The organism is Kushneria phosphatilytica, assembly GCF_008247605.1.
Classification (GTDB): Bacteria; Pseudomonadota; Gammaproteobacteria; order Pseudomonadales; family Halomonadaceae; genus Kushneria; species Kushneria phosphatilytica.
The window spans coordinates 1,560,527-1,581,317 of sequence record NZ_CP043420.1; the positions used below are offsets into that span (position 1 = coordinate 1,560,527).

21 protein-coding genes are annotated in these 20,791 nt (G+C 57.4%); 17 read left to right on the plus strand and 4 right to left on the minus strand.

Translation table 11 applies throughout. From position 1 onward, the window contains the following. From FY550_RS07115 to msrQ, 7 genes are all read left to right on the plus strand, one after another. Positions 1-1,017, plus strand: a complete 1,017-nt coding sequence (locus FY550_RS07115; protein WP_233350294.1) for a septal ring lytic transglycosylase RlpA family protein — start codon at positions 1-3, stop codon at positions 1,015-1,017. A gap of 27 nt (positions 1,018-1,044) precedes the next feature. Then, on the plus strand, positions 1,045-2,241 hold the full coding sequence (locus FY550_RS07120) for a D-alanyl-D-alanine carboxypeptidase family protein (protein ID WP_070977248.1): 1,197 nt from the start codon (positions 1,045-1,047) through the stop codon (positions 2,239-2,241). 99 nt (positions 2,242-2,340) lie between these two features. Next, positions 2,341-2,637, plus strand: a complete 297-nt coding sequence (locus FY550_RS07125; RefSeq protein ID WP_070977249.1) for an HP0495 family protein — start codon at positions 2,341-2,343, stop codon at positions 2,635-2,637. A 4-nt stretch (positions 2,638-2,641) separates the two neighbouring features. After that, positions 2,642-3,355: a lipoyl(octanoyl) transferase LipB gene (lipB, locus tag FY550_RS07130; protein ID WP_149054442.1), complete on the plus strand. Its 714-nt coding sequence runs from the start codon at positions 2,642-2,644 to the stop codon at positions 3,353-3,355. Continuing rightward, positions 3,355-4,329, plus strand: coding sequence for a lipoyl synthase (lipA, locus tag FY550_RS07135; RefSeq protein WP_070977252.1), 975 nt, complete (start codon positions 3,355-3,357; stop codon positions 4,327-4,329). The genes lipB and lipA overlap by 1 nt, the downstream gene beginning before the upstream one ends. A 176-nt stretch (positions 4,330-4,505) precedes the next feature. Then, positions 4,506-5,522 (plus strand): protein-methionine-sulfoxide reductase catalytic subunit MsrP, encoded by a 1,017-nt coding sequence (gene msrP / locus FY550_RS07140; RefSeq protein WP_070977253.1) that lies wholly within the window; start codon positions 4,506-4,508, stop codon positions 5,520-5,522. Beyond that, on the plus strand, positions 5,519-6,151 hold the full coding sequence (gene msrQ, locus FY550_RS07145; RefSeq protein ID WP_070977254.1) for a protein-methionine-sulfoxide reductase heme-binding subunit MsrQ: 633 nt from the start codon (positions 5,519-5,521) through the stop codon (positions 6,149-6,151). The genes msrP and msrQ overlap by 4 nt, the downstream gene beginning before the upstream one ends. A gap of 11 nt (positions 6,152-6,162) precedes the next feature. Here msrQ and FY550_RS07150 read toward each other — a convergent pair whose 3' ends face one another. Continuing rightward, the gene (locus FY550_RS07150) at positions 6,163-7,179 is read right to left on the minus strand and encodes a zinc-binding alcohol dehydrogenase family protein (RefSeq protein WP_070977255.1); all 1,017 of its coding nucleotides are present in this window, start codon (positions 7,177-7,179) and stop codon (positions 6,163-6,165) included. A gap of 73 nt (positions 7,180-7,252) precedes the next feature. Then, entirely contained in the window at positions 7,253-8,227 is a 975-nt protein-coding gene (locus tag FY550_RS07155; RefSeq protein ID WP_070977256.1) for a LysR family transcriptional regulator, read from the minus strand. A gap of 346 nt (positions 8,228-8,573) precedes the next feature. Between FY550_RS07155 and FY550_RS07160 the strand changes: the two genes are divergently transcribed. The 3 genes from FY550_RS07160 (at position 8,574) to FY550_RS07170 (ending at position 10,866) form a co-directional block, all read left to right on the plus strand. Next, positions 8,574-9,194 carry an NUDIX hydrolase gene (locus FY550_RS07160; protein ID WP_070977257.1) on the plus strand — a complete coding sequence of 207 codons (621 nt, stop codon included), beginning with the start codon at positions 8,574-8,576 and terminating at the stop codon, positions 9,192-9,194. A 150-nt stretch (positions 9,195-9,344) separates the two neighbouring features. Beyond that, on the plus strand, positions 9,345-9,956 hold the full coding sequence (locus FY550_RS07165; protein WP_070977258.1) for an isochorismatase family protein: 612 nt from the start codon (positions 9,345-9,347) through the stop codon (positions 9,954-9,956). Further along, positions 9,913-10,866: a DUF429 domain-containing protein gene (locus tag FY550_RS07170; protein ID WP_070977259.1), complete on the plus strand. Its 954-nt coding sequence runs from the start codon at positions 9,913-9,915 to the stop codon at positions 10,864-10,866. The genes FY550_RS07165 and FY550_RS07170 overlap by 44 nt, the downstream gene beginning before the upstream one ends. Positions 10,867-10,868: 2 nt before the next feature. Here FY550_RS07170 and pyk read toward each other — a convergent pair whose 3' ends face one another. Continuing rightward, positions 10,869-12,338: a pyruvate kinase gene (pyk, locus tag FY550_RS07175; RefSeq protein WP_070977260.1), complete on the minus strand. Its 1,470-nt coding sequence runs from the start codon at positions 12,336-12,338 to the stop codon at positions 10,869-10,871. A 477-nt stretch (positions 12,339-12,815) separates the two neighbouring features. Here pyk and topA point away from each other — a divergent pair, with 477 nt between their 5' ends. The 3 genes from topA to FY550_RS07190 all read left to right on the plus strand — a co-directional run bounded on the left by topA (position 12,816) and on the right by FY550_RS07190 (position 16,297). Then, entirely contained in the window at positions 12,816-15,455 is a 2,640-nt protein-coding gene (topA, locus tag FY550_RS07180; protein ID WP_149054443.1) for a type I DNA topoisomerase, read from the plus strand. Between the two features lie 18 nt (positions 15,456-15,473). Continuing rightward, positions 15,474-15,932, plus strand: a complete 459-nt coding sequence (locus FY550_RS07185) for a DUF6586 family protein (RefSeq protein ID WP_070977261.1) — start codon at positions 15,474-15,476, stop codon at positions 15,930-15,932. A 122-nt stretch (positions 15,933-16,054) separates the two neighbouring features. Continuing rightward, the gene (locus tag FY550_RS07190) at positions 16,055-16,297 is read left to right on the plus strand and encodes a hypothetical protein (protein ID WP_070977262.1); all 243 of its coding nucleotides are present in this window, start codon (positions 16,055-16,057) and stop codon (positions 16,295-16,297) included. A 63-nt stretch (positions 16,298-16,360) separates the two neighbouring features. Here the strand turns inward: FY550_RS07190 and lexA are convergent, their stop codons facing one another. After that, positions 16,361-16,987, minus strand: a complete 627-nt coding sequence (gene lexA / locus FY550_RS07195) for a transcriptional repressor LexA (RefSeq protein ID WP_149054444.1) — start codon at positions 16,985-16,987, stop codon at positions 16,361-16,363. A 119-nt stretch (positions 16,988-17,106) separates the two neighbouring features. Between lexA and FY550_RS07200 the strand changes: the two genes are divergently transcribed. From FY550_RS07200 to FY550_RS07215, 4 genes are all read left to right on the plus strand, one after another. Further along, complete coding sequence (locus FY550_RS07200; RefSeq protein ID WP_070977264.1) at positions 17,107-17,805, plus strand: TetR/AcrR family transcriptional regulator; 699 nt, start codon at positions 17,107-17,109, stop codon at positions 17,803-17,805. Positions 17,806-17,859: 54 nt separating this feature from the next. Further along, positions 17,860-18,882, plus strand: coding sequence for a beta-N-acetylhexosaminidase (gene nagZ / locus FY550_RS07205; RefSeq protein ID WP_070977265.1), 1,023 nt, complete (start codon positions 17,860-17,862; stop codon positions 18,880-18,882). Between the two features lie 64 nt (positions 18,883-18,946). Next, positions 18,947-20,194, plus strand: a complete 1,248-nt coding sequence (locus FY550_RS07210; protein WP_070977266.1) for a mechanosensitive ion channel family protein — start codon at positions 18,947-18,949, stop codon at positions 20,192-20,194. Further along, positions 20,187-20,783 (plus strand): hypoxanthine-guanine phosphoribosyltransferase, encoded by a 597-nt coding sequence (locus tag FY550_RS07215; RefSeq protein ID WP_233350295.1) that lies wholly within the window; start codon positions 20,187-20,189, stop codon positions 20,781-20,783. Before FY550_RS07210 ends, FY550_RS07215 begins: the two co-directional genes overlap by 8 nt. Positions 20,784-20,791: the final 8 nt, after the last annotated feature.

Sequence of the window (20,791 nt, forward strand, 5' to 3'; positions counted from 1 at the left end):
ATGATGGCAAGGAGATCGCCATGGCTGGCTAGCCTGCTTTGTCTGTTACTGGCAGGCTGTGCCGGCTCTGGAGGCGGTGTACAGCATGGGGGCACCGCAAAGAGTAGTGGTGATGGTGGCCGTTATAGCCAATCAAGGGATGGCTATCCGGATGGCTCTATTGATGTTTCCAATGTGCCGGATGCCGTGCCCAGAGTAGAACCGCGCTCGGCCTCGGGAAATCGCTCGACCTACTCGGTGTGGGGGCAAACCTATCACGTCATGAATGATGCCGATGGCTACAGTGCCGTGGGCAGGGCATCATTTTACGGTACCAAGTTTCATGGCTATGCAACCGCCAGTGGCGAGGAGTACAGCATGTACAGGATGACGGCGGCCCACAAGACCTTGCCGTTGCCGACCTATGTGCGTGTTACCAACCTGGCCAACCAGCGCCATGTCATCGTCAAGGTCAATGACCGTGGACCTTTCCACGACAATCGATTGATTGATCTCTCCTATGCGGCTGCGGCCAGGCTCGATATGCTGGACAAGGGAACGGCTCGGGTACGGGTCACGGCCATTGATCCGGTGGCCTGGCAGCGTCGCCATGAGGGTGGGACTGCGGTAGCTGATCGTGGCAGCCAATCCTCGTCAGCTTCGCAGTCGACGCAGGCGGATCAGGGACAACAAAAAGCTGCCCAGCAGCGTACTTCCAACGAAAACAGCGTGGCTCACACGCGGGTTACGGCCTCTCCGGGCGCCACCGGCGATAACGGAACAAGGGCCAGCAGGGAACCGGCAGGGGAGACTCCCCTGTATCTTCAGGTGGCGGCGCTGAGTTCCAGGGCCGGGGCCGAGGCGCTCAAGACGCGGATCGAGTCGCATCTCGATCAGCCGGTCCGGATTACCCGGCATGCCGCCATGCATCGCGTCCAGATTGGTCCGCTCAGCGATCCGATCATGGTCGAGTCCGTCCGGTCCGAACTGCGCGATGCCGGCTTTGGCCGGGGCTACGTCGTTTCGGCAAAGGACTGAATACCAGGCACAATGAGAACGTGTAACATGACACTGTTAGCTGCACCAACGAGTCGCTGGCGTCAACTGATCGGATTGATCGGGCTGGCACTGACCCTGATGGCCTCTCCCGTCCAGGCCGATGACGCCAGGGGCATTGCCAGTTTTGTTCCATCGCCGCCCAGTCTTAATGCCAAATCCTGGGTACTGATGGACGCCAGAAGTGGTCAGATTCTGGTTCAGCATAATGCTGACGAGCGGCTGCCGCCGGCCAGCCTGACCAAGATGATGACCGCCTATATCACCGAATACGAGATCGACAACGGTGATCTATCGGAAGATGACAAGATCCGCATCAGCAAGTCTGCCTGGCAGACAGGTGGCTCGCGGATGTTTGTCAAAGTGGGCAGTTACGTGCCGCTCAGGGATCTGATGCAGGGCATTGTGGTGCAATCGGGCAATGATGCCACGGTGGCTGTCGCAGAGCATGTGGCCGGCAGCGAATCTGCCTTCGCTACTCTGATGAATCAGTACGCGCGAAGCATGGGGCTGAAAAACACCCATTTTGAAAATCCGACCGGGCTGCCGTCCGAAGGACACTATTCATCGGCGCATGACCTGGCCATCATTGCACGCCATATCATCAATGACTTCCCGGATCACTATAAGCTGTATTCGGAGAAGTACTTTACCTGGAACGATATTCGTCAGCCCAACCGCAATCTGCTGCTCTGGCGGGACAAGTCGGTAGATGGTCTCAAGACCGGACACACGGATGCAGCGGGATATTGCCTGGTTTCCTCTGCCATGCGCGATGGCACCCGTCTGATTTCAGTTGTCATGGGCACCAATTCCGAAGAGGCTCGAGCCCAGGAATCCGAGAAGCTGCTGAACTACGGCTTCCGTTATTTCGAGACCAAAAAGCTTTATAGCAAGGGCGACGTGCTCAACAAGGCGCGGGTCTGGGGTGGTGCCCAGGATGAAGTGTCTATCGGCGTTGATCATGATGTCTACACCACTGTTTCCGCTCAGAGCGACGACAAGCTGAATGCGCGATTGAATATCCAGTCGGATATCAATGCTCCTATCAGCAAGGGGCAGAAGCTTGGCACGCTCGAGGTGGTACAGGGCGACAAGACCATTGATCAGGAACCACTGGTGGCGCTTTCGCCGGTTGATGAAGGCGGCTTTATCAAGCGCATGTGGGATCATGTGGTGAAATTCGTTTTCGGCCTGTTTGACTGATCCTCGGTTGTTTCAGAATGACGGCAGGGGCGCTCCGGCTGACGGAGCGCCCCTTGTCGCGTAGAATGCAGGCAAAGTCCGACACCCGGATACACGGATATGACATCTTCCCCATCGGAGGGCGCCGCTGTTGATGAGCAGGCGCCAAAAATAGAATTTCCCTGCCACTACACCATTCGCATTGTGGGTAATAATGCGGTTGATTTTGATACGACCATGCTGGATGTGGTGGAGCGTTTCGATCCGCAGCTCGATCGAGATACCGTTAAGCATCATGATAGCCGTAATGGCAAGTACCGTTCGCTGCATGTCACGCTTTATACCACCGGTGAAGAACAGCTCAAGGCCCTGTTCAATGAGCTGAAAGCTACCGGCATGGTTCAGATGGTGTTGTAACACGATGACCTCCGCGACGGCGGTGTCGTCAGCTACGCGACCGGTATCGCTTTATCGCCTGGGACAGCGTGACTATGTACCTGTCTGGCAGGCCATGCGACGCTTCACCGATGAACGTGATGCCAGGGTTGCCGATCAGCTTTGGCTGGTCGAGCATGCCCCTGTCTTTACTCAGGGGCAGGCCGGGCGTGCCGAGCATGTGCTGATGGCAGGCAACATCCCTGTTGTACAAACGGATCGTGGTGGTCAGGTGACCTACCATGGGCCCGGGCAATTGATCGCCTATCCCCTGCTGGATATTCGCCGCCGTGGGCTGGGCGTAAGGGCCGTGGTTAGCGCGCTGGAAAACTCGGTGATCGATGTGCTTGCCGAACATGATATCGAGGCTCATGCACGCGCCGATGCACCGGGTGTGTATGTGGGGGAGGCCAAGATTGCCTCACTGGGCTTGCGTATCCGCCGGGGGAGCAGCTTTCATGGTATTGCCTTCAACCTGGACATGGATCTTGGCCCCTTCGGATGGATCAATCCATGCGGTCATGCCGGTTTGGCCATGACGCAATTGCGCGATCTTCTGGATGAACCGATCGATATGGCACAGGAAGCCGAACGCTGGCTGGGATGTCTTTCGCGCCGACTGGGCGGACTGGTGTTCAGCGAAACGCCCGGTGTACCGGAAGTGCTGGCTGAATACTCTCGAGGAACAGGATCGAACTGATGACCGAGACTACTGCAACGCCGAAAAAGCAACGGGCTGAACGTGGCGTCAAACTCCGTGGCGCCGACAAGGTCGCCCGTATCCCGGTGAAGGTCATTCCCACCGAAACGCTACCCAAAAAACCCGACTGGCTCAGGGTCCGCATGCCGGCCTCGCCTGAAGTGACACGGATCAAGCAAACCTTGCGCAAGCATGGGTTGCATACTGTCTGTGAAGAGGCTTCCTGCCCCAATCTGGGGGAGTGTTTCAGTGGTGGAACAGCGACCTTCATGATCATGGGGGATATCTGCACTCGGCGCTGCCCCTTCTGTGATGTGGCGCATGGTCGTCCCAATGCGCTCAATGAAGATGAACCGCGTGAGCTGGCTGAAGCCATTGCCGACATGCGGCTGAATTATGTGGTGATCACCTCGGTGGATCGTGATGATCTGCGTGATGGGGGAGCCCAGCACTTCAATAACTGCATTGAAGAAATTCGCCGGCTTAATCCAAGCATCGAGATCGAGGTGCTGGTACCGGATTTCCGAGGCCGCATGGAACGAGCCATCGGTATCATGGAACAGATGCCGCCGGATGTGTTCAACCACAACCTGGAAACGGTGCCCTCCATGTATCGCCGTGTGCGACCCGGTGCCGATTACGAGTGGTCTCTTGATCTGCTTGAACGTTACAAGCAGGTGCGCCCCGAGGTACCGACCAAATCGGGCCTGATGCTGGGTGTGGGCGAAACCGATGAGGAGGTGCTCGAGGTAATGCGTGATCTGCGGGCACACAATGTCGACATGCTGACCCTGGGTCAGTACATGCAGCCTTCGCGCGATCATCTGCCGGTCGATCGCTGGGTGCATCCTGATACCTTCGCGTGGTTTGCCGAAAAGGGCTATGAAATGGGCTTCAGACATGTCGCTTCCGGCCCATTGGTACGCTCCAGTTATCATGCCGACAAGCAGGCGCACGGCGAGAAAGTCAGCTGACAAGACTGATCAATCGCTCTTTGCAAAATGCCCGATCCAGCTGGATCGGGCATTTTCGTCTCTGGGCCCGGGCAGGCTGCAAGGGTCATTTCAATGACAATTTTGTCATTTTCACCGCAAGTTATCCCGAATGGTGTAGCGTAACCTCAGGTAACCGTTGAAGTGAGGTGACACTCATGCTGATCCACCTTCGTGATCGCAGTGCTGCCAGAGAAAATGAAGTCACTCCCGAAACCATTTACCGTTCACGTCGCCAATTCATGGCTGGTGTGGCGGCACTGGGCCTGGCAGCCGGAGTGCCGCGTAGCGTCTGGGCCAGTTCGGAGTACCCGAATGTTACTTCGGCTGATGCACCGGCATGGTTTGATGACAGAGTCGCCGACACTCACTGGCAGGCTATTACGCCCGAGAATCCTGAACTGGACAAGGTGGCGCCTTTCCGGGATGCCACTCACTACAACAATTTTTATGAATTCGGCTCGGACAAAAGTGATCCTGCCGAGCATGCCGGCCAGCTGGTCACCGAACCATGGAGTATCAAGGTCGATGGCGAAGCAGGTAAGCCGGGACAATATAGTGTTCCGGAGTTGCTGAGTTCCGATCGTCTTGAAGAGCGCATCTATCGTTTGCGGTGTGTCGAGGCCTGGTCAATGGTGATTCCGTGGCTCGGGGTGCCGCTGGCAGATGTCATCAAGCGCCTGGAACCGACGGGTAATGCGAAATACGTTCGTTTCGAGACGCTTGAACGACCCGCTCAGATGCCTGGGCAACGCTCGCGGTTTGGCCTGATTGACTGGCCTTATCAGGAAGGGCTTCGGCTCGATGAAGCCATGAATCCGCTGGCGTTTCTGGCCGTCGGTATGTATGGCCGGGTGCTGCCCAATCAGAATGGTGCGCCGATTCGACTGGTAGTCCCCTGGAAATACGGGTTCAAGAGCATTAAATCGATCGTGCGCATTTCGCTGGTCGAAGATCAGCCCGAAACCTCCTGGCATCAACTGGCCCCCAATGAGTATGGGTTCTATGCCAACGTCAACCCGTCTGTCGACCATCCTCGCTGGAGTCAGGCAACCGAACGGCGGCTGCCCAATAGCCTGTTTCACCCCAATGTGATCGATACCCGGATGTTCAATGGGTATGGCGAGCAGGTGGCCTATCTCTACCGTGACATGGATCTGGGGAAATACTATTGATTCGGGTCTGGCGAGTAGCCGTTTTCCTGGCAGCACTGGCGCCCCTGCTCTGGTGGTCCTGGCATGTGGCAATGGCTGCTGCCGGACCTGAGCCAGGGCGGTATCTGTTACTCAATCTGGGGCAGGGCGGATTGATTCTGTTGCTACTGACGCTCTCCCTGACGCCACTCACGCGCTTGACTCGCTGGAAAGGGTTCAGTGTGATCCGTCGTCAGCTCGGGCTTTGGACCTGTAGTTATGGCGTGCTGCATCTGAGTTGCTATCTGCTATTCATACTGGGTCTTGACTGGTCGGCGCTGGGCGCCGATTTGAGCCGACGCCCCTATATCATTGTGGGGGCGCTGGCACTGATCATTCTGATCACCCTTGCCATTACGTCCAATCGTTTTGCCATGAAACGACTGGGTCGTCGCTGGAAGAGTCTGCACCGCTTTGTCTATGTCGCTCTGGCACTGGTGCTGCTGCACTTTTTATGGATCGTACGTGCCGACCTGACTCAATGGAGTGGCTACGCCCTGGCCGGGGGGGCGCTCATGTTGTTGCGTCTGCCCCCCGCAGCGCGCGCGTTGTCACGCCTGGGGCGCCGGATTTCGACACCCCGTAAAGGATCAGGACACCTTGAATCCTGAAATACATCGATTCATCGCATGGCCGTCAGTACCAGTTTGCCCGTGGTGTGACCGGCTTCCAGCTGTTCATGGGCGCGAGTCAGATTCTCGACATTGAGTGGGCCAATGACTTCTCCAAGCGTACTTCGCAGCCGCCCTTCATCCAGTAATGTGGCCAGTTCGGCAAGGATTTCCCCCTGGCGTTCGATGTGATAACCATGCAAGGCACGGGCAAACATGAACTCCCAGCTGAAACTTGCAGCCTTCGGCTGCAGGGCATTGAGGTCGACCTGATGCTCGGTTTCGGCAATGGCCACAATGCGGCCCAATGGGCGAATCAGCGTCACCATGTTCTCCCAGTGGACGCCAATATCGTGGCAGTTGAAGATATAATCCGCTGTATCGCGCCCGGTGGCCTGAAATTCATTGATCAGATCGTGATGATCGATGACTTCATGCGCGCCCAGCTCACGGCACCATTCAACGGATTGTGGCCTTGAGGCGGTGGCGATGACGGTTAGCCCGGTTAGCTGGCGCGCCAGCTGAATCACGCTGGAGCCGACCCCACCGGCGCCATTGATGACCAGCAGTGTTTCCTCGCTGTGTGCTTTCGGATCGGCGGTCAGCTGTAACTGATCGAACAGTCCCTCCCAGGCGGTCAGCCCGGTCAGTGGCATGGCGGCGCTTTCCTCGATTTCCAGTGAGGCGGGCGCATGGGCGACCAGGCGTGAGTCCACCAGTTGCTGCTCGGCATTGCATCCCGGGCGGTCCACCTGGCCGGCATAATAGACCCGGTCACCAACCGCAAATCCCGCTGCATGGTCCCCTACGGCTTCAACGCGACCTACTGCGTCCCATCCCAGGATTTTCGCTTCATCGAGTGGTCCGAGCGCGCCGGCGCGTACCTTGGTATCCACCGGATTGACCGAAATGGCTTCGATACGGACCCGTAAATCGTAACCGTCCGGTTCTGCGATATCAGCGTCAATCAGTTCCAGCGCGCCTGTGGCTCGTACGTCCCGGGCGCCTTTCGTGGCAATGGCCTTCATTCCATTCTCTCCTGACAGGCAGTGTCTTTTCATGAACCAATGGTGGCCCAGGAGGCGCGGTCATGCCAGCGCCTCAGGGCAGGCAAGTGAAGGCGGGTGCGGAGCGGGGTGCCAGAGGCGCATTGAACAGCTGCTCGAGTTCGGGTAACAGCTCACGCAGTAATTGCATGAAAGCCTCGGTAATCGGTGTCGGGTATCGCTCACGGTGCTGTACGACGCCCCATGAGTGCCGCAATGGAAAACCGGGCAATTCGGGAACAGCCAGCAGGCCACTCTGCAATTCCAGCTGCACGGCCATACGAGGGAGCACTGCGACACCCAGTTGCGCCATGACGCCTTGTTTAATGGCTTCGCTGGTCCCGAGTTCGAGTTTGTGATCGAGTGCCAATTGTTGTTGATGGGCATATTTTTCAAGCGCCATACGAGTGCCGCTTCCAGGCTCGCGCATCAATACCTGGTACCGGGAAAAGGCTTCCGGTGTCGGCTGCTCGGTATTCAAAAGCGGATGACCGGGCCAGACGATGGGTAGCAGGTCGTTGTCCATGATGGACATGAAGGTCAGATCGGTGTCTTCGGGTGCCATCCCCATGATGACGAGATCGTCACTGCGTTCTGCGAGGTGGGCGAGAGCTTCGTTGCGATTGACTACGCGCAGGCGTAGTCGTACCTCGGGATAGCGGGCACGAAAACGTGCCAGGATGTGGGGCACGATATACTGAGCTGTACTGACTGCTGCAATATTGAGCTCGCCTCGCAGAGTGCCGGTCAGCTTTGACAAAGCCATCTGCAGGCTGGCGATTTCACCGAAAATGGTACCGATCGACTCCGCCAGAGCATCGGCAGGCGGCAGGATATGCAGGGTCTTGCCAGCATACTTGAACAGGGATTGCCCGAGTGCCTGTTCCAGTTGGCGGATCTGGGCACTGACGGCCGGTTGGGTCAGGCCAAGCTCGGCGGCGGCTCTGGAGTAGGAGTGCTGGCGATAAACGGTCTGGAAAACCTGCAACTGACGGAAGGTCAGCCGGTTGAGCAGAGCGGGCTGGGTCATGCAGATATCCGGTTGTAACGACGATAGTGCCGGGCTGATCGAACAGTAGATTCCTTGCAGGCGCCGAGGGATTTGCAAGTTCAGTGTCCTATCCTGAATGTTAGCAGCTCTTGAACCTCGTTGCGCCTCAGCAAGTGGTCATCGCGTCGTTATGTCTACCTGGGCCGACTGCTAGCAGGGAGTATTGTGTGCCTGAATGCAGGCGAGCAGTATTGGCGTCCGATCATGACAAGCGTTGTCGGAGCATGTGTCATCATGAATGGCCCCAGCTTGAAAAAAGGGGGGCGTGAACAGGCACGCAGCATTGTCCTGAACCCGAGTGAATTCATCCGACAGGAAGTATGACATGTCACACGACTGGGTCGATTTCGCCAAACAGCTGCGCTCTATTGCGCAGACCGGGCAGACTTACACGACCAATCACTATGAGCTCGAACGCTATCGCCAGCTTGAGGCGCTAACCAATCAAATGTTTGCCGTGCTTGGCGATGTGTCCATCGAACAGGTAGAGAACTTCATTATTCCCGAAAGCGGTTATGCGACTCCCAAGGTGGATGTGCGGGGGGCGGTATTTGTCGAGGATCGTGTGCTGCTTGTACGAGAGCGCAAGGATGGCCGCTGGACACTCCCGGGAGGCTGGGCAGATGTCTGTGAGGCACCCTCCGTGGGTGTGCTCCGTGAAATTCTCGAAGAATCCGGCCATGTGGCTGATAATCCGCGCCTGGCCATGCTCAAGGATCGCAGTCTGCATCCCTATCAGCCAGCGACACCGGATCATATCTATAAACTGTTTTATATCTGCGATCACCAGGGTGGAGAGTTCGTGGATAATAACGAGACAGATGCGGCTGATTTCTTCTCGCTGGATGCGTTACCGCCACTGTCCATGGGTCGTACCCTGGCCGAAGATATCCTTGAGTGTCACGCCTTCGCCAGCGGGCGCATCGATCGCGTCCATTCGGACTGATTGGACCGAATAGCGACAACTCTGAGCGCTTTTTGTCCGATCGGTCAAAAGTATCGATGGCATCCTGATCGGCATGGAACGTAATCGACGTTCGCCGCATCATCAAAGCACTTTCGCGAAGAAAGTGACGAATATCGGAGAGTGCCCTTCATGGATGCCTTGCTCATCATCGATATGCAGATCGGGATCTGCACCGGCAGACCCTGTCATGATATCGATGGCGTCATTAATCGAATCAACGCATTGGCGGCGGGGATGCGCGATCGGGGCAACCCGGTGATTCACCTGCAATATGATGGTGTATCCGACTCCGCCATGGCGCCCCTGCATGCCGGTTGGAGGTTGCTGCCTCCCATTCAGCGTCCCGAAAGCGATTGGGTGGTGCGCCGTAGCGCCAGCGATGCTTTCCTGGGGACCTCGCTGGTCGAAATACTGCATGAAGCCGGTGTGACTCGTCTGCTGCTCACTGGTTACGCGACCGAACTGGCTGTCGATACCACACTGCGTGCGGCGTTGAGTCACGGTTTCGATGTCGTGGCTGTTTCGGATGCGCATACTACCTGTGATCGCGGCTCCCTGCCGGCAGGCACCATCATCGATTACCATCAGCAGCTCTGGACCGAGCTGATTTGCCCGATTGCGCAACTGGAATTGCTGACCACGGCAACTCTGCTGCGCTCCTCCTTTACCGTGGCTACTCCCGTGGATACCGGCCCCCATGTTCAACCGTCTGCTCCATTTCGACTGGAGTGTTCGTGCTGACAAACGCTGGTACGGCACAGCGCTTCGTACCGGGGATGGCTGGACGATCGAGCCTGCCAGGCCCGCGCCGGATGACGTCCTGTCCCTGCTGTTCGCGCAATCCGATACCTTTGCAACGCTGGCTGGTTTCGATATGCCCATCGGTTTACCAACCGCGATCAGGGCATCGTTTCCGCAGGGGCGCTTCCCCGAGGTCCTGTTGGAGTTGGGGCAGGGTGCCTGGCAGACGTTCTTCGATGTAGCTGACCACATCACATCCGTACATCCGTGGCGTCCTTTCTATCCGCAGCGAGCCTTGCGCGGTCAAAAGCAGCAGGATCTGGCCCGGGCGCTGGGCGTTGAGCATATCGATCAACTACGTCGACGTTGTGAGCGAGCCGGTCATGGTAGTCCTGCTGCCTGCCCGTTGTTCTGGACACTGGGCGCCAATCAGGTGGGCAAGGCAGCCATATTCGGGTGGCGCAATATCCTGCAGCCGGCCGTTCGCCGTGGCGCTCATCTCTGGCCATTTGATGGCGATCTGGACACGCTTGCAAAACAATCTGGCGTCGTAGTGTGTGAAACCTGGCCTGCCTGGGCCGCTCGCGCGCTGGGATTGGAACGCAATGGGTATCAGAGCAAGCGAAAACAGCTGGATCGTCGTGACTGGTGTCGTCAGCTACTGCGACAGCAGAAAGCCGTTTGGTACTGGGAAAGTGCCGCACTTGATCAGATGGCCACTGGTTTCGGCAGTCGAGCCTGGGGAGAGGATGCCTTCGATGCCATGCTGGGTGTTTTGCACATGACCAGTGTCGTGGATGGCCATCATCCGGAAGAGTATCCCGAAGATCCGACGCTTCTGAACTGGGAGGGATGGATCCTGGGGCGTGCCGGAGCAGTGACCTGGCGTCGCTGCTCCGGTGGCCGATGATATCAGCCGATATGGCTGCCGACGCGGACGATTTTCATGGTATTGGTGCCGCCCTGAGCGTTGACGTGGTCGCCTCGCGTGAGGATCACGAAATCATCATGGCGGGCAAGGTCACGTTTCTCGAGTTCGGCAATGGCACGCCGATTGACCTCGCCATTGGGCATTTCATCAGTGTCGAAGTGAATGGCAATGACACCACGATAGAGTGCCATGCGCCGCATGGTGCGTTGATTGCCGGACAAGGCGACGATCGGCAGGCCCGAACGAATACGTGAGGCGATCAACGGCGTATAGCCGGTCTCGGTCAGGCATGCAATGGCTGCGACCCCTTCAAGGTGATTGGCTGCATACATGGCCGAAAGCGCTACCGTTTCGTCAATGCGATGAAACTCGTCTGCCATGCGATGCTTGGATTGCTGTGCTTCCCGTTCTCGCTCTGCACCCAGGCAGAGTCGATTCATGGCTTCGATGGTCTCCACGGGATATTGCCCGGCAGCGGTTTCGGCGGACAGCATGACCGCATCGGTACCGTCAAGGACCGCATTGGCGACATCGAAGACCTCGGCTCGGGTTGGCAGAGGCGATTCAATCATCGACTCCATCATCTGAGTGGCGGTAATGACCACCCGGTTAAGCGTACGCGAGCGAGCAATCAGACGCTTCTGTACGCCAATCAGCTGTGCATCGCCGATTTCCACACCAAGATCGCCTCGAGCGACCATGACGGCATCGGAAGCGAGAATGATGCTATCCATGGTGGCTTCATCGGCTACGGCTTCAGCGCGCTCGACCTTGGCAACCAACGCAATGTGCCGTCCGGCTTCGCCCAGCAGCTCGCGCGCCAGATCCATGTCCTCACCGGAACGGGGAAACGAGACGGCCAGATAGTCGACATCAAGTTCGATGGCCGTTTTCAGATCCTCTCGATCCTTGTCGGTTAGTGCTGAAGCCGAGAGACCACCGCCCTGCTTGTTGATTCCCTTGTTATTGGAGAGCTCGCCGCCCACACGAACACGAGTGTGAATCCTCGGCGACTCCACCTTTTCGACCACGAGCTCCAGACGACCATCATCAAGCAGCAGTACATCTCCGGGCGAGACATCGTCTACCAGCGCCTTGTAGTCACAGCCGACCTGTGTGGCGTCACCCTCATCTCGACCCAGCGACATGTCGATGATAAAGGATTGGTCTTCTTCGAGCTCTACGGGGCCATTGCTGAAGCGCGCGATGCGGATCTTTGGTCCCTGCAGGTCGCCCAGAATGGCTACGTTACGACCATGGCGCTCGGCAGCCTGACGTACAGACTGCACTCGGCGGCGGTGGTCATCGGCATCGCCATGTGAAAAATTCAGGCGAACCACGTCGACACCGGCACGCACCATGGCGTCAAGCACGCCTTCACGATCACTGGCTGGACCGAGCGTTGAAACGATCTTGGTGCGTCGAATGCGGCCGGTATACGATTGCGACATGAGACTCTCTCCTTGCGCGGAATAGCGTATTGAGCTTACTACATTCCCCCGGGTTTCGTCCGGCATCGAATCGTTTCGGGTGTTCTCTTGCAATCCGATTGATCAGACATCACATGGGTTTTTTGCTCATGCGATCGGTTGCTGTCGGGATTGATTTTCATCCGATCAGCATCAAAACCCGGGCAATGATCCGTCCCCTCAGGCAGGGAGCACCCTGAAACGATCGGGACGGCATGAAAACCGGTGCTGGCACCGCCAATCAAGTCGGGGTAGGGTAGGCGCGATTTTGGCACTCATGACGTTAACGTGCCATTGTCACCTTCATCACCTGACCGACCTGTAAGTAAAGTAACGGGGCGACAGGGTCGATGAGTATATACAGACACGATGTCCGGACGATGACCGGATATATCAAGGATGTCGCCGGCGGCGTTGGTCGAATCGGTAGCAGCATCGGACAGGCAGAGATGGAGACCTATGGGTAAGTCACTGGTGATCGTCGAGTCGCCGGCCAAGGCCAAGACCATCAACAAGTATCTGGGCAGCGATTTCATCGTGAAATCGAGCGTGGGTCATATTCGTGATCTGCCGACCAGCGGTCAGGGCAAATCAGCCAGCGATCCGAACGAGCGGGCCCGGCAGGCCGCTGCTACGCGCCGTATGTCGCCCGAGGAGAAGGCTGCCTGGAAACAGCAGAAGCAGCATAATCAGCTGATTCGCCGAATGGGTGTCGATCCCGACAACGGCTGGCGTGCGCATTACGAAATTCTGCCCGGCAAGGAGAAGGTGGTCGATGAGTTGCGTCGCCTTGCCGAAAGTGCCGATGCTGTCTATCTCGCTACCGACCTTGATCGCGAGGGTGAGGCCATCGCCTGGCATCTGCGCGAGACCATCGGGGGCGACGATACTCGCTATCGCAGGGTGGTATTCAACGAGATCACCAAAAATGCCATTCGTCAGGCTTTTGAACAGCCCGGTGAGCTCCAGCTCGACCGCGTACATGCCCAGCAGGCACGGCGCTTTCTGGATCGTGTAGTGGGCTTCATGCTTTCACCTCTGCTTTGGAACAAGGTGGCGCGAGGCCTGTCTGCCGGCCGGGTGCAGTCCGTGGCCGTTCGTCTGATTGTTGAGCGTGAGCGCGAGATTCGGGCCTTCGTTCCCCGTGAATACTGGGATGTGCACGCTGATCTGACAGCTTCGGATGGTAGCCCGGTGCGTTTCGAAGTGGCGCGTCATCAGGGCGAGAATTTCCAGCCTGCTTCCGAAGAGGAAACGCTGCAGAAGATTGCGCCGCTGCGTAGCGCGGATTATGTCATTACCGGACGTGAGGATCGGCCAACCACCAGCAAGCCGAATGCGCCCTTCATTACCTCGACTCTTCAGCAGGCGGCCAGCGGTCGGCTGGGCTTTTCGGTCAAGAAGACCATGACCCTGGCGCAGCGTCTCTATGAGGCGGGGTATATCACCTACATGCGTACCGACTCGACCAATCTGTCGGGTGATGCCATCAGCATGGCGCGCGCCTATATTGACGATCAGTATGGCAAGCGTTACCTGCCAGACTCTCCCAATCGATATAGCAGTCGCGAGGGCGCTCAGGAAGCTCACGAAGCCATTCGCCCCAGTGATGTAAATCGCACCGCAAGCGATCTCAGCGGTATGGAACGGGATGCCGAACGACTCTATGAGCTCATATGGCGACAGTTTGTGGCTTGTCAGATGACGCCGGCTCAGTACCTGTCGACCACGCTGACCATCGAAGCCGAAGGTTTCGAGTTGCGCGCGCGCGGTCGGGTCCTTCGTTTTGATGGCTATACCCGGGTGATGAAGCCGGCCGGGAAGCGGGAAGAGGATCAGTCGCTGCCTGATCTGCAAAAGGGCGCCGAGATGACTCTGGAGGCGCTTGATCCGCAGCAGCATTTCACCAAACCGCCGGCGCGTTATACCGAAGCGAGTCTGGTCAAGGAGCTGGAAAAGCGGGGAATCGGGCGTCCGTCGACCTATGCCTCCATTATTTCCACCATTCAGGAGCGCGGCTATGTGCAACTCGAAAGCCGTCGCTTCTATGCTGAAAAGCTGGGTGAGATCGTCACCGACAGGCTGGTCGAATCCTTCCATGACCTGCTCGATTATGGATTTACAGCGCGCATGGAAGATGAGCTGGATGACGTCGCTGAAGGCGAGCGCGACTGGCGTGCTCTGCTGGACACCTTCTATGACGATTTCCGCCGCAAACTCGAGCATGCCGAGGGTGAAAACGGCATGCGCCCCAATCAGCCGATAGAGACCGATATCGAGTGTCCTACCTGTGGAAGGCCGATGCAGATTCGGACAGCTTCAACAGGGGTATTTCTTGGCTGCTCGGGGTATACCCTGCCACCGAAGGAGCGCTGCAAGACCACCATCGATCTGTTGCCTGGGGATGAAGCCATCCCGGCAGATGCCGACGAGTCGGCAGAAACGGAAGCGCTGCGCGCCAAGCGTCGTAATCCGAATACCGGCACTGCGATGAACAGCTACCTGGTCGATGAGACCCGTAAGCTTCATCTGAGTAATGATGACGATGGCTACTATGAGATCGAATATGGTCAGTTCAGGATCAAGGGCTACGAAGGGCCGACCATCGAATGTGACAAGTGTGGTGCTGAAATGCAGTTGCGATCCGGGCGTTTTGGCAAGTATTTCGCCTGTACCAATGACGAATGCCGCAATACCCGTAAGCTGCTGAAGAATGGCGAGCCAGCGCCGCCCAAGATGGATCCGATTCCCATGCCGGAGCTGGCCTGCCGCAAGGTGGATGATCACTATGTGTTGCGTGATGGCGCCAGTGGCCTGTTTCTGGCGGCCAGCCAGTTCCCCAAAAACCGTGAAACCCGTCCACCCCTGGTAAAGGAACTCAAGGCACACGCCGAGGAGTTGCCTGAAAAGTATCTCTTTCTGTTGGATGCGCCGAGCGAAGATCCGGAGGGCAATCCGGCCCAGATCCGTTTTTCACGCAAGACGAAGAGTCAGTATGTGCTGACCGAGGTTGACGGCAAGGCAAGCGGCTGGCGGGCGATTTTTGATCAGGGTCAATGGCAGGTCGAGGATAATCGCAAGAGTCGCAAGGCATCGTAATCTTTCGGATGGTGAGCCATGAGCGCACGTGCACGCACCAATCAGTTGCTTTATCAGGCACGCTTGCTACTGGCGATGCCGGTGGGCGAAGACGAACATGCCGATGCGCGCCGTATGGCGCTGGAAGAGAGTGCGCTGGCACAGCTTGAGCTGGCGTTGGCCTCACTCATCGAAGAGATTGCCCATATCTGTAACTGGCCGGATATGGAATGGCGACAGGCATTGCTTGATCCACCGCGCAGTGTGGCGGAAATCGAGCGCCTGCGCGCCCTGCGCGAGGACGGCAGCAGTTGGCTGGCAAGGCTGTTGTGGCATATTGATCGATTGCATGGCGAAGAAGGCGCTGCAATGCGTCAGCGGCCCAGCATGACCATTACCACGACCGGCCGTGCCGGGCTGGCTGATGACCTCCATGATGCGCTTGCGGGATTTGCGACGCTACTGCCGGCGTTACGCGAGACCGGAGTAGAGTGGTGACGCCGAGTATTGGCCGTGTTAGGCTGATCTTGCATAGCGACCACGGCAGATGACTGCCGTGGTCGCTTTTCGTTGTCGGACAGACATACAGTACTGTCCGCTTATGGTCAGAGAGGTAATCAATGTCCGACGCCGCGATTCTGGAGATTGTTGAACTTGCCGATGGCGAGGTGGTGCTGCGGCCTTCACAGGGCAATGAGGAACCGCTGGTGGCCATCCGGTTTTCCAGTGAAGTGCTGGATATGCTGCGTTGCAGCCGTTTCGAAGTGGCGCGCGAAATGCTCGATCATGTCATTTCACGCACAACCCTGTGGGAGGGAGATGAGGCCGAAGAGGAGAGTGAGCGCCCGTCGGTTGTTCACTGACGAGTGACAAAGCCGATGCCCGACATCATGTCGGGCAGGTTATGGACGAGAGAGACAACAGACTCAGTCGAGCCCCTGACCGTTGCCCCCGCGGATGATCCCGACGCCGATACCTTCGATTTCCAGTGTCTGGCAGGTTGTATCGACTTCAATAGGCTGAAAATCGGGATTTTCGGCCAGCAGACGCACCTGATTGTTCTGGCGTTCAAAGCGTTTGACCGTGACTTCATCATCCAGTCGGGCCACCACGATCTGGCCGTTACGAATATCGGTGGTGCGATGCACCGCCAACAGGTCGCCTTCGAGTATGCCGGCATCTCGCATCGATAGACCTCGTACTCGCAAGAGGTAGTCCGCATTGGGAGTAAAGAAATCGGCGGGTAGTGGACAGTGACGATCGATGTGTTCGGCCGCCAGAATGGGACTGCCGGCGGCGACCTCGCCAATGACCGGAAGCCCATCGGGCACTTCCTCGTTGTGCGGCAGTCGAATACCTCGTGAGGTCCCGGGCACCATATCGATCACGCCCTTGCGGCGCAGGGCGCGCAAATGTTCCTCGGCGGCATTGGGGGAGCGGAATCCCAGTGCCGAGGCAATTTCGGCCCGAGTCGGCGGGTAGCCGAAATCCTGAATGGTCTGAAGGATGAAGTCGTAAACCAGCTGCTGGCGCTGGGTGAGCGGACGTGTCATGGGCGAGCTCACGATGTTAATGTATACAGCCTGTAATTGTATCCAGCTGTTGGATGGATGCCAACCGCCGGAACGCTCCAGGGTTCCGAGATTGCAACAAATGGACAAGCGACACTGCCATGACGGCCAATGACACCGTGACCCGCCTGCTTGATACAGCCGAGGCGCTGTTTGCCGAGCACGGCTTTACAGAGACCTCCTTACGGCGCATCACCAGCGATGCCGGTGTCAATCTCGCGGCGGTCAACTATCATTTCGGTTCCAAGCAGGCCCTGATTGAATCGGTCTTTTCCCGCTATCTGACGCCTTTTTGCGCTTATTTTCATGCTGAGCTTGATCAGCTCGAAATGCAGTGTGTCAACGATCGGCCACCAACACTCGAGCAACTGCTTGATGTCCTGTTTCGCAGCATGCTGGAAACACCTTCGGAAAGCGGCGACCTGCGGACTTTCATGAAATTGCTTGGAGTGGCTTATAGCCAGAGCCAGGCGCATCTGCGCAAGCACCTTCAGGATCGCTATGGCGATAGCATGAGGCGCTTTCTGGAGCTCTTGCGACAGGCAACACCGGAATTGCCCGCGGAAGAGCGATTCTGGCGACTGCATTTCCTGCTGGGTTCGGTCATCTTTACGCTCTCGGATCCGGTCACACTACGTGATCTGGCTGAAACCGGTTACCACCAGCAGGTACGAATACGCACTCTGACGCAGCGGCTTAAACCGGTCGCCATCAGTGCCATGAGAGCCCCATTACCTGAAATGAACACAACGACACGCGAGGAGCGTGATGCTGATAATGCACTATTCTTCCGCGCTTGAGTGTGTCGCCGGTGGGAGGCCGATGCTCACCCAACAGGACAGGAGTAGACCCTCATGGACGGTGTGAGCGGTGCGGTAATGTGTGATATTGCAGGCACTGAGCTCAATGATGAAGAGCGCGAGTGGCTGCAGGATCCGGCGCTTGGCGGCATTATTCTTTTTGCTCGGAATCTCGTCTCTCCGGCACAGATGCGAGCATTATGCAATGACATCCGGGCGATCAATGACCAGTTATTGATTGCCATTGATCAGGAGGGTGGACGCGTACAGCGCTTGCGTGAGGGGGTGACTCGTCTGCCTCCCATGGCCGCTCTGGGGCGTTTCTGGCAGCAGGATCCCGAGGCGGCTGTGGTGCTGGCGCACGATACAGGCTGGTTGCTGGCGACCGAGATGGCAGCGTGCGGTGTCGATTTCAGTTTCGCCCCGGTACTGGATCTGGATGATGCCCGTTGCCCGGCCATTGGCAACCGGGCATTCTCAAGCGACCCGGCTGCTGTGGTGACATTGGCTGGCGCCTTTATCGACGGTTTGTCAGAGGCCGGTATGGCGGCAGTAGGCAAGCATTTTCCCGGTCATGGGGGGGTCACTCTGGATTCTCATCTGACCCTGCCGGAAGATGATCGATCTCTGGCCGAGCTGCGTGCTCGCGATCTGGTTCCCTTCGAGCAACTGGCGGGTCGCCTTTCCGGTATCATGCCGGCTCATGTTCGTTTTACTGCCGTGGATACTCAGCCGGCCGGTTTTTCATCGCGCTGGCTCGATATGCTGCGCGCATTGCCGGACTTTGCCGGTGCCATCATCTCCGATGATCTATCGATGCAGGGAGCCCATGTGGCAGGAGATGCTGCGGCGCGTGCCCGTGCGGCGCTACAGGCAGGCTGTGATCTGATCCTGATGTGCAATGATGCCGAAGCTGCCGCTCAGGCCCGTCGAGTGATCGATGATTCCGGGACTTTACCCCTCCAGCAAAAGCACCTGAGGCGGCTTCAGCTGGCCGGAACGCGGCCGCCATTGAGCAAGCTGACAGACGATGCCCGTTTGAAAGATATCAGGGTGCGCTTGCAGCAACTGGAGTAGGGCGTGTGCAGAGAGGTTGCGTGCTTTTCCTGAATGCCCTGTTTTCAAATTAATCCAGATTGCTATGAATATCATCGATTCGGGTGCTGCCCTGGCTGGCTCACTTCAGCATCATCTTGCCCAGTGGCTGCACGTGCCGGGCTGGATCCTGTTACCGGGGTTGCTGCTGCTTGTCGCCGTGATCATCGATCTTGGCCTTTATTATCTGATGTCGCGTCTCGAGCATCGGTTGCGACGCTCGCCGCGCCGCTGGGACGACCCCATCATTCACGGTCTGCGTGTTCCTCTGCGTATCTGGATCTGGCTGACAGCGCTCATCGTCAGTATTGGTGTGGCGGGTAGTCATTTCGGTATTGATACGATGGCTCGCTATCTATCGCTGATCGGTGCACTGATCACCCTGCTACTGCTGGCATGGGGCGGCATTCGGCTGCTGCGACGGCTTGAGCAGCGACTGGTTTTTCCGCCGGCCAATTGTCACGCCAAAGCAGTGGATGCCACCTCGGCCTCGGCGGTGACCAAGATCGGTGGCGCGGCACTGATCGTTACCGTGACGCTGATCGGCCTGCAGCTGCTTGGCGTATCCATGTCGAGCATTCTGGCAATGGGTGGTTTCGGCGGCCTGGTGATCGGTTTTGCTGCTCGGGATGTGATGGCCAATTTCTTTGGCGGCATGGTGGTGCATCTCGACAAGCCCTTTGTAGTGGGGGACTGGATCCGTTCGCCCGAGCGTCAGATCGAAGGCATTGTCGAGGACATCGGATGGCGTCTGACGACCATTCGTACCTTTGCCGGGCCACCTCTGTATGTCCCTAATGCGTGGTTCAGCCAGATCTCGGTGGAAACTCCGACGCGCATGCATAGCCGCCGACTCTGGGAGCGGGTTGGCATCCGCTATCAGGATGCTGATGCCATTGAAGGTATCACTGGTGATATTCGCAGGATGCTGAGTGAAAACGAGGACATTGATCCGGACGAACTGATCACCATCAATTTCATACATTATGGCGATTACTCACTCGAGATCATGCTTTATGCCTTTACCGGCGTGACGGACTGGCAGCGCTTCCATGAAATCAAGCAGGCCATACTCCTGAAAGTGCGTGACATCATTCATGAGCATGGCGCCGAACTGGCACTGCCCATGTCTCAGTTGTATCTACCGGAAGGTGTGACGGTTCATGGCGAGCGTGATGATCGTCAGGATCGTGATCAGGCGAACCGGGAACAATCTTCGTCACACGACGAGCATCATCATCAGTCCCGGGGTAATAAAGGTCCCGAATCGGAGCAGGGAGAGAGCGATGCCTGACTCATCGCAACATGAGCGTTCTAACAGTGAATGGCAGCGCCAGCATGCCGACATGCGTGATCTGCTGGCCCAGTCGGATTGCCTGGTCGAACGACCCGCCGTGGAAGCAGCACTGGACCGCATGGCCGAGCAGATGACTCGCGATCTGGCCGATTGTCTACCGGTTTTTTATTGCGTCATGAATGGCGGACTGATTACTACCGGGCATCTGCTGACTCGTCTGGGGTTTCCACTTGAAGTGGATTATCTGCATGCAACCCGCTATCGCGGTGAAACCCAGGGCAGTAAATTGCATTGGCGGGTATCGCCCGAGATTGATATGCGTGATCGGCATGTCGTGATTGTCGACGACATTCTGGATGAGGGCACAACGCTGGCAGCCATCATCGAGCACTGTCAGCGTAATGGCGCCGCCAGTATTGCCAGCGCTGTACTGGTTGACAAGCGCCATGATCGCAAGGCAATTCCCGGTTGGCGCGCTGACTATTGTGGTCTTGAGGTCGAGGATCGCTATGTATTCGGCTTCGGTATGGATTACAAGGGGTATTGGCGCAATGCGCCGGGTATATTTGCTCCACGGGGTCTTTAACCGGAAAG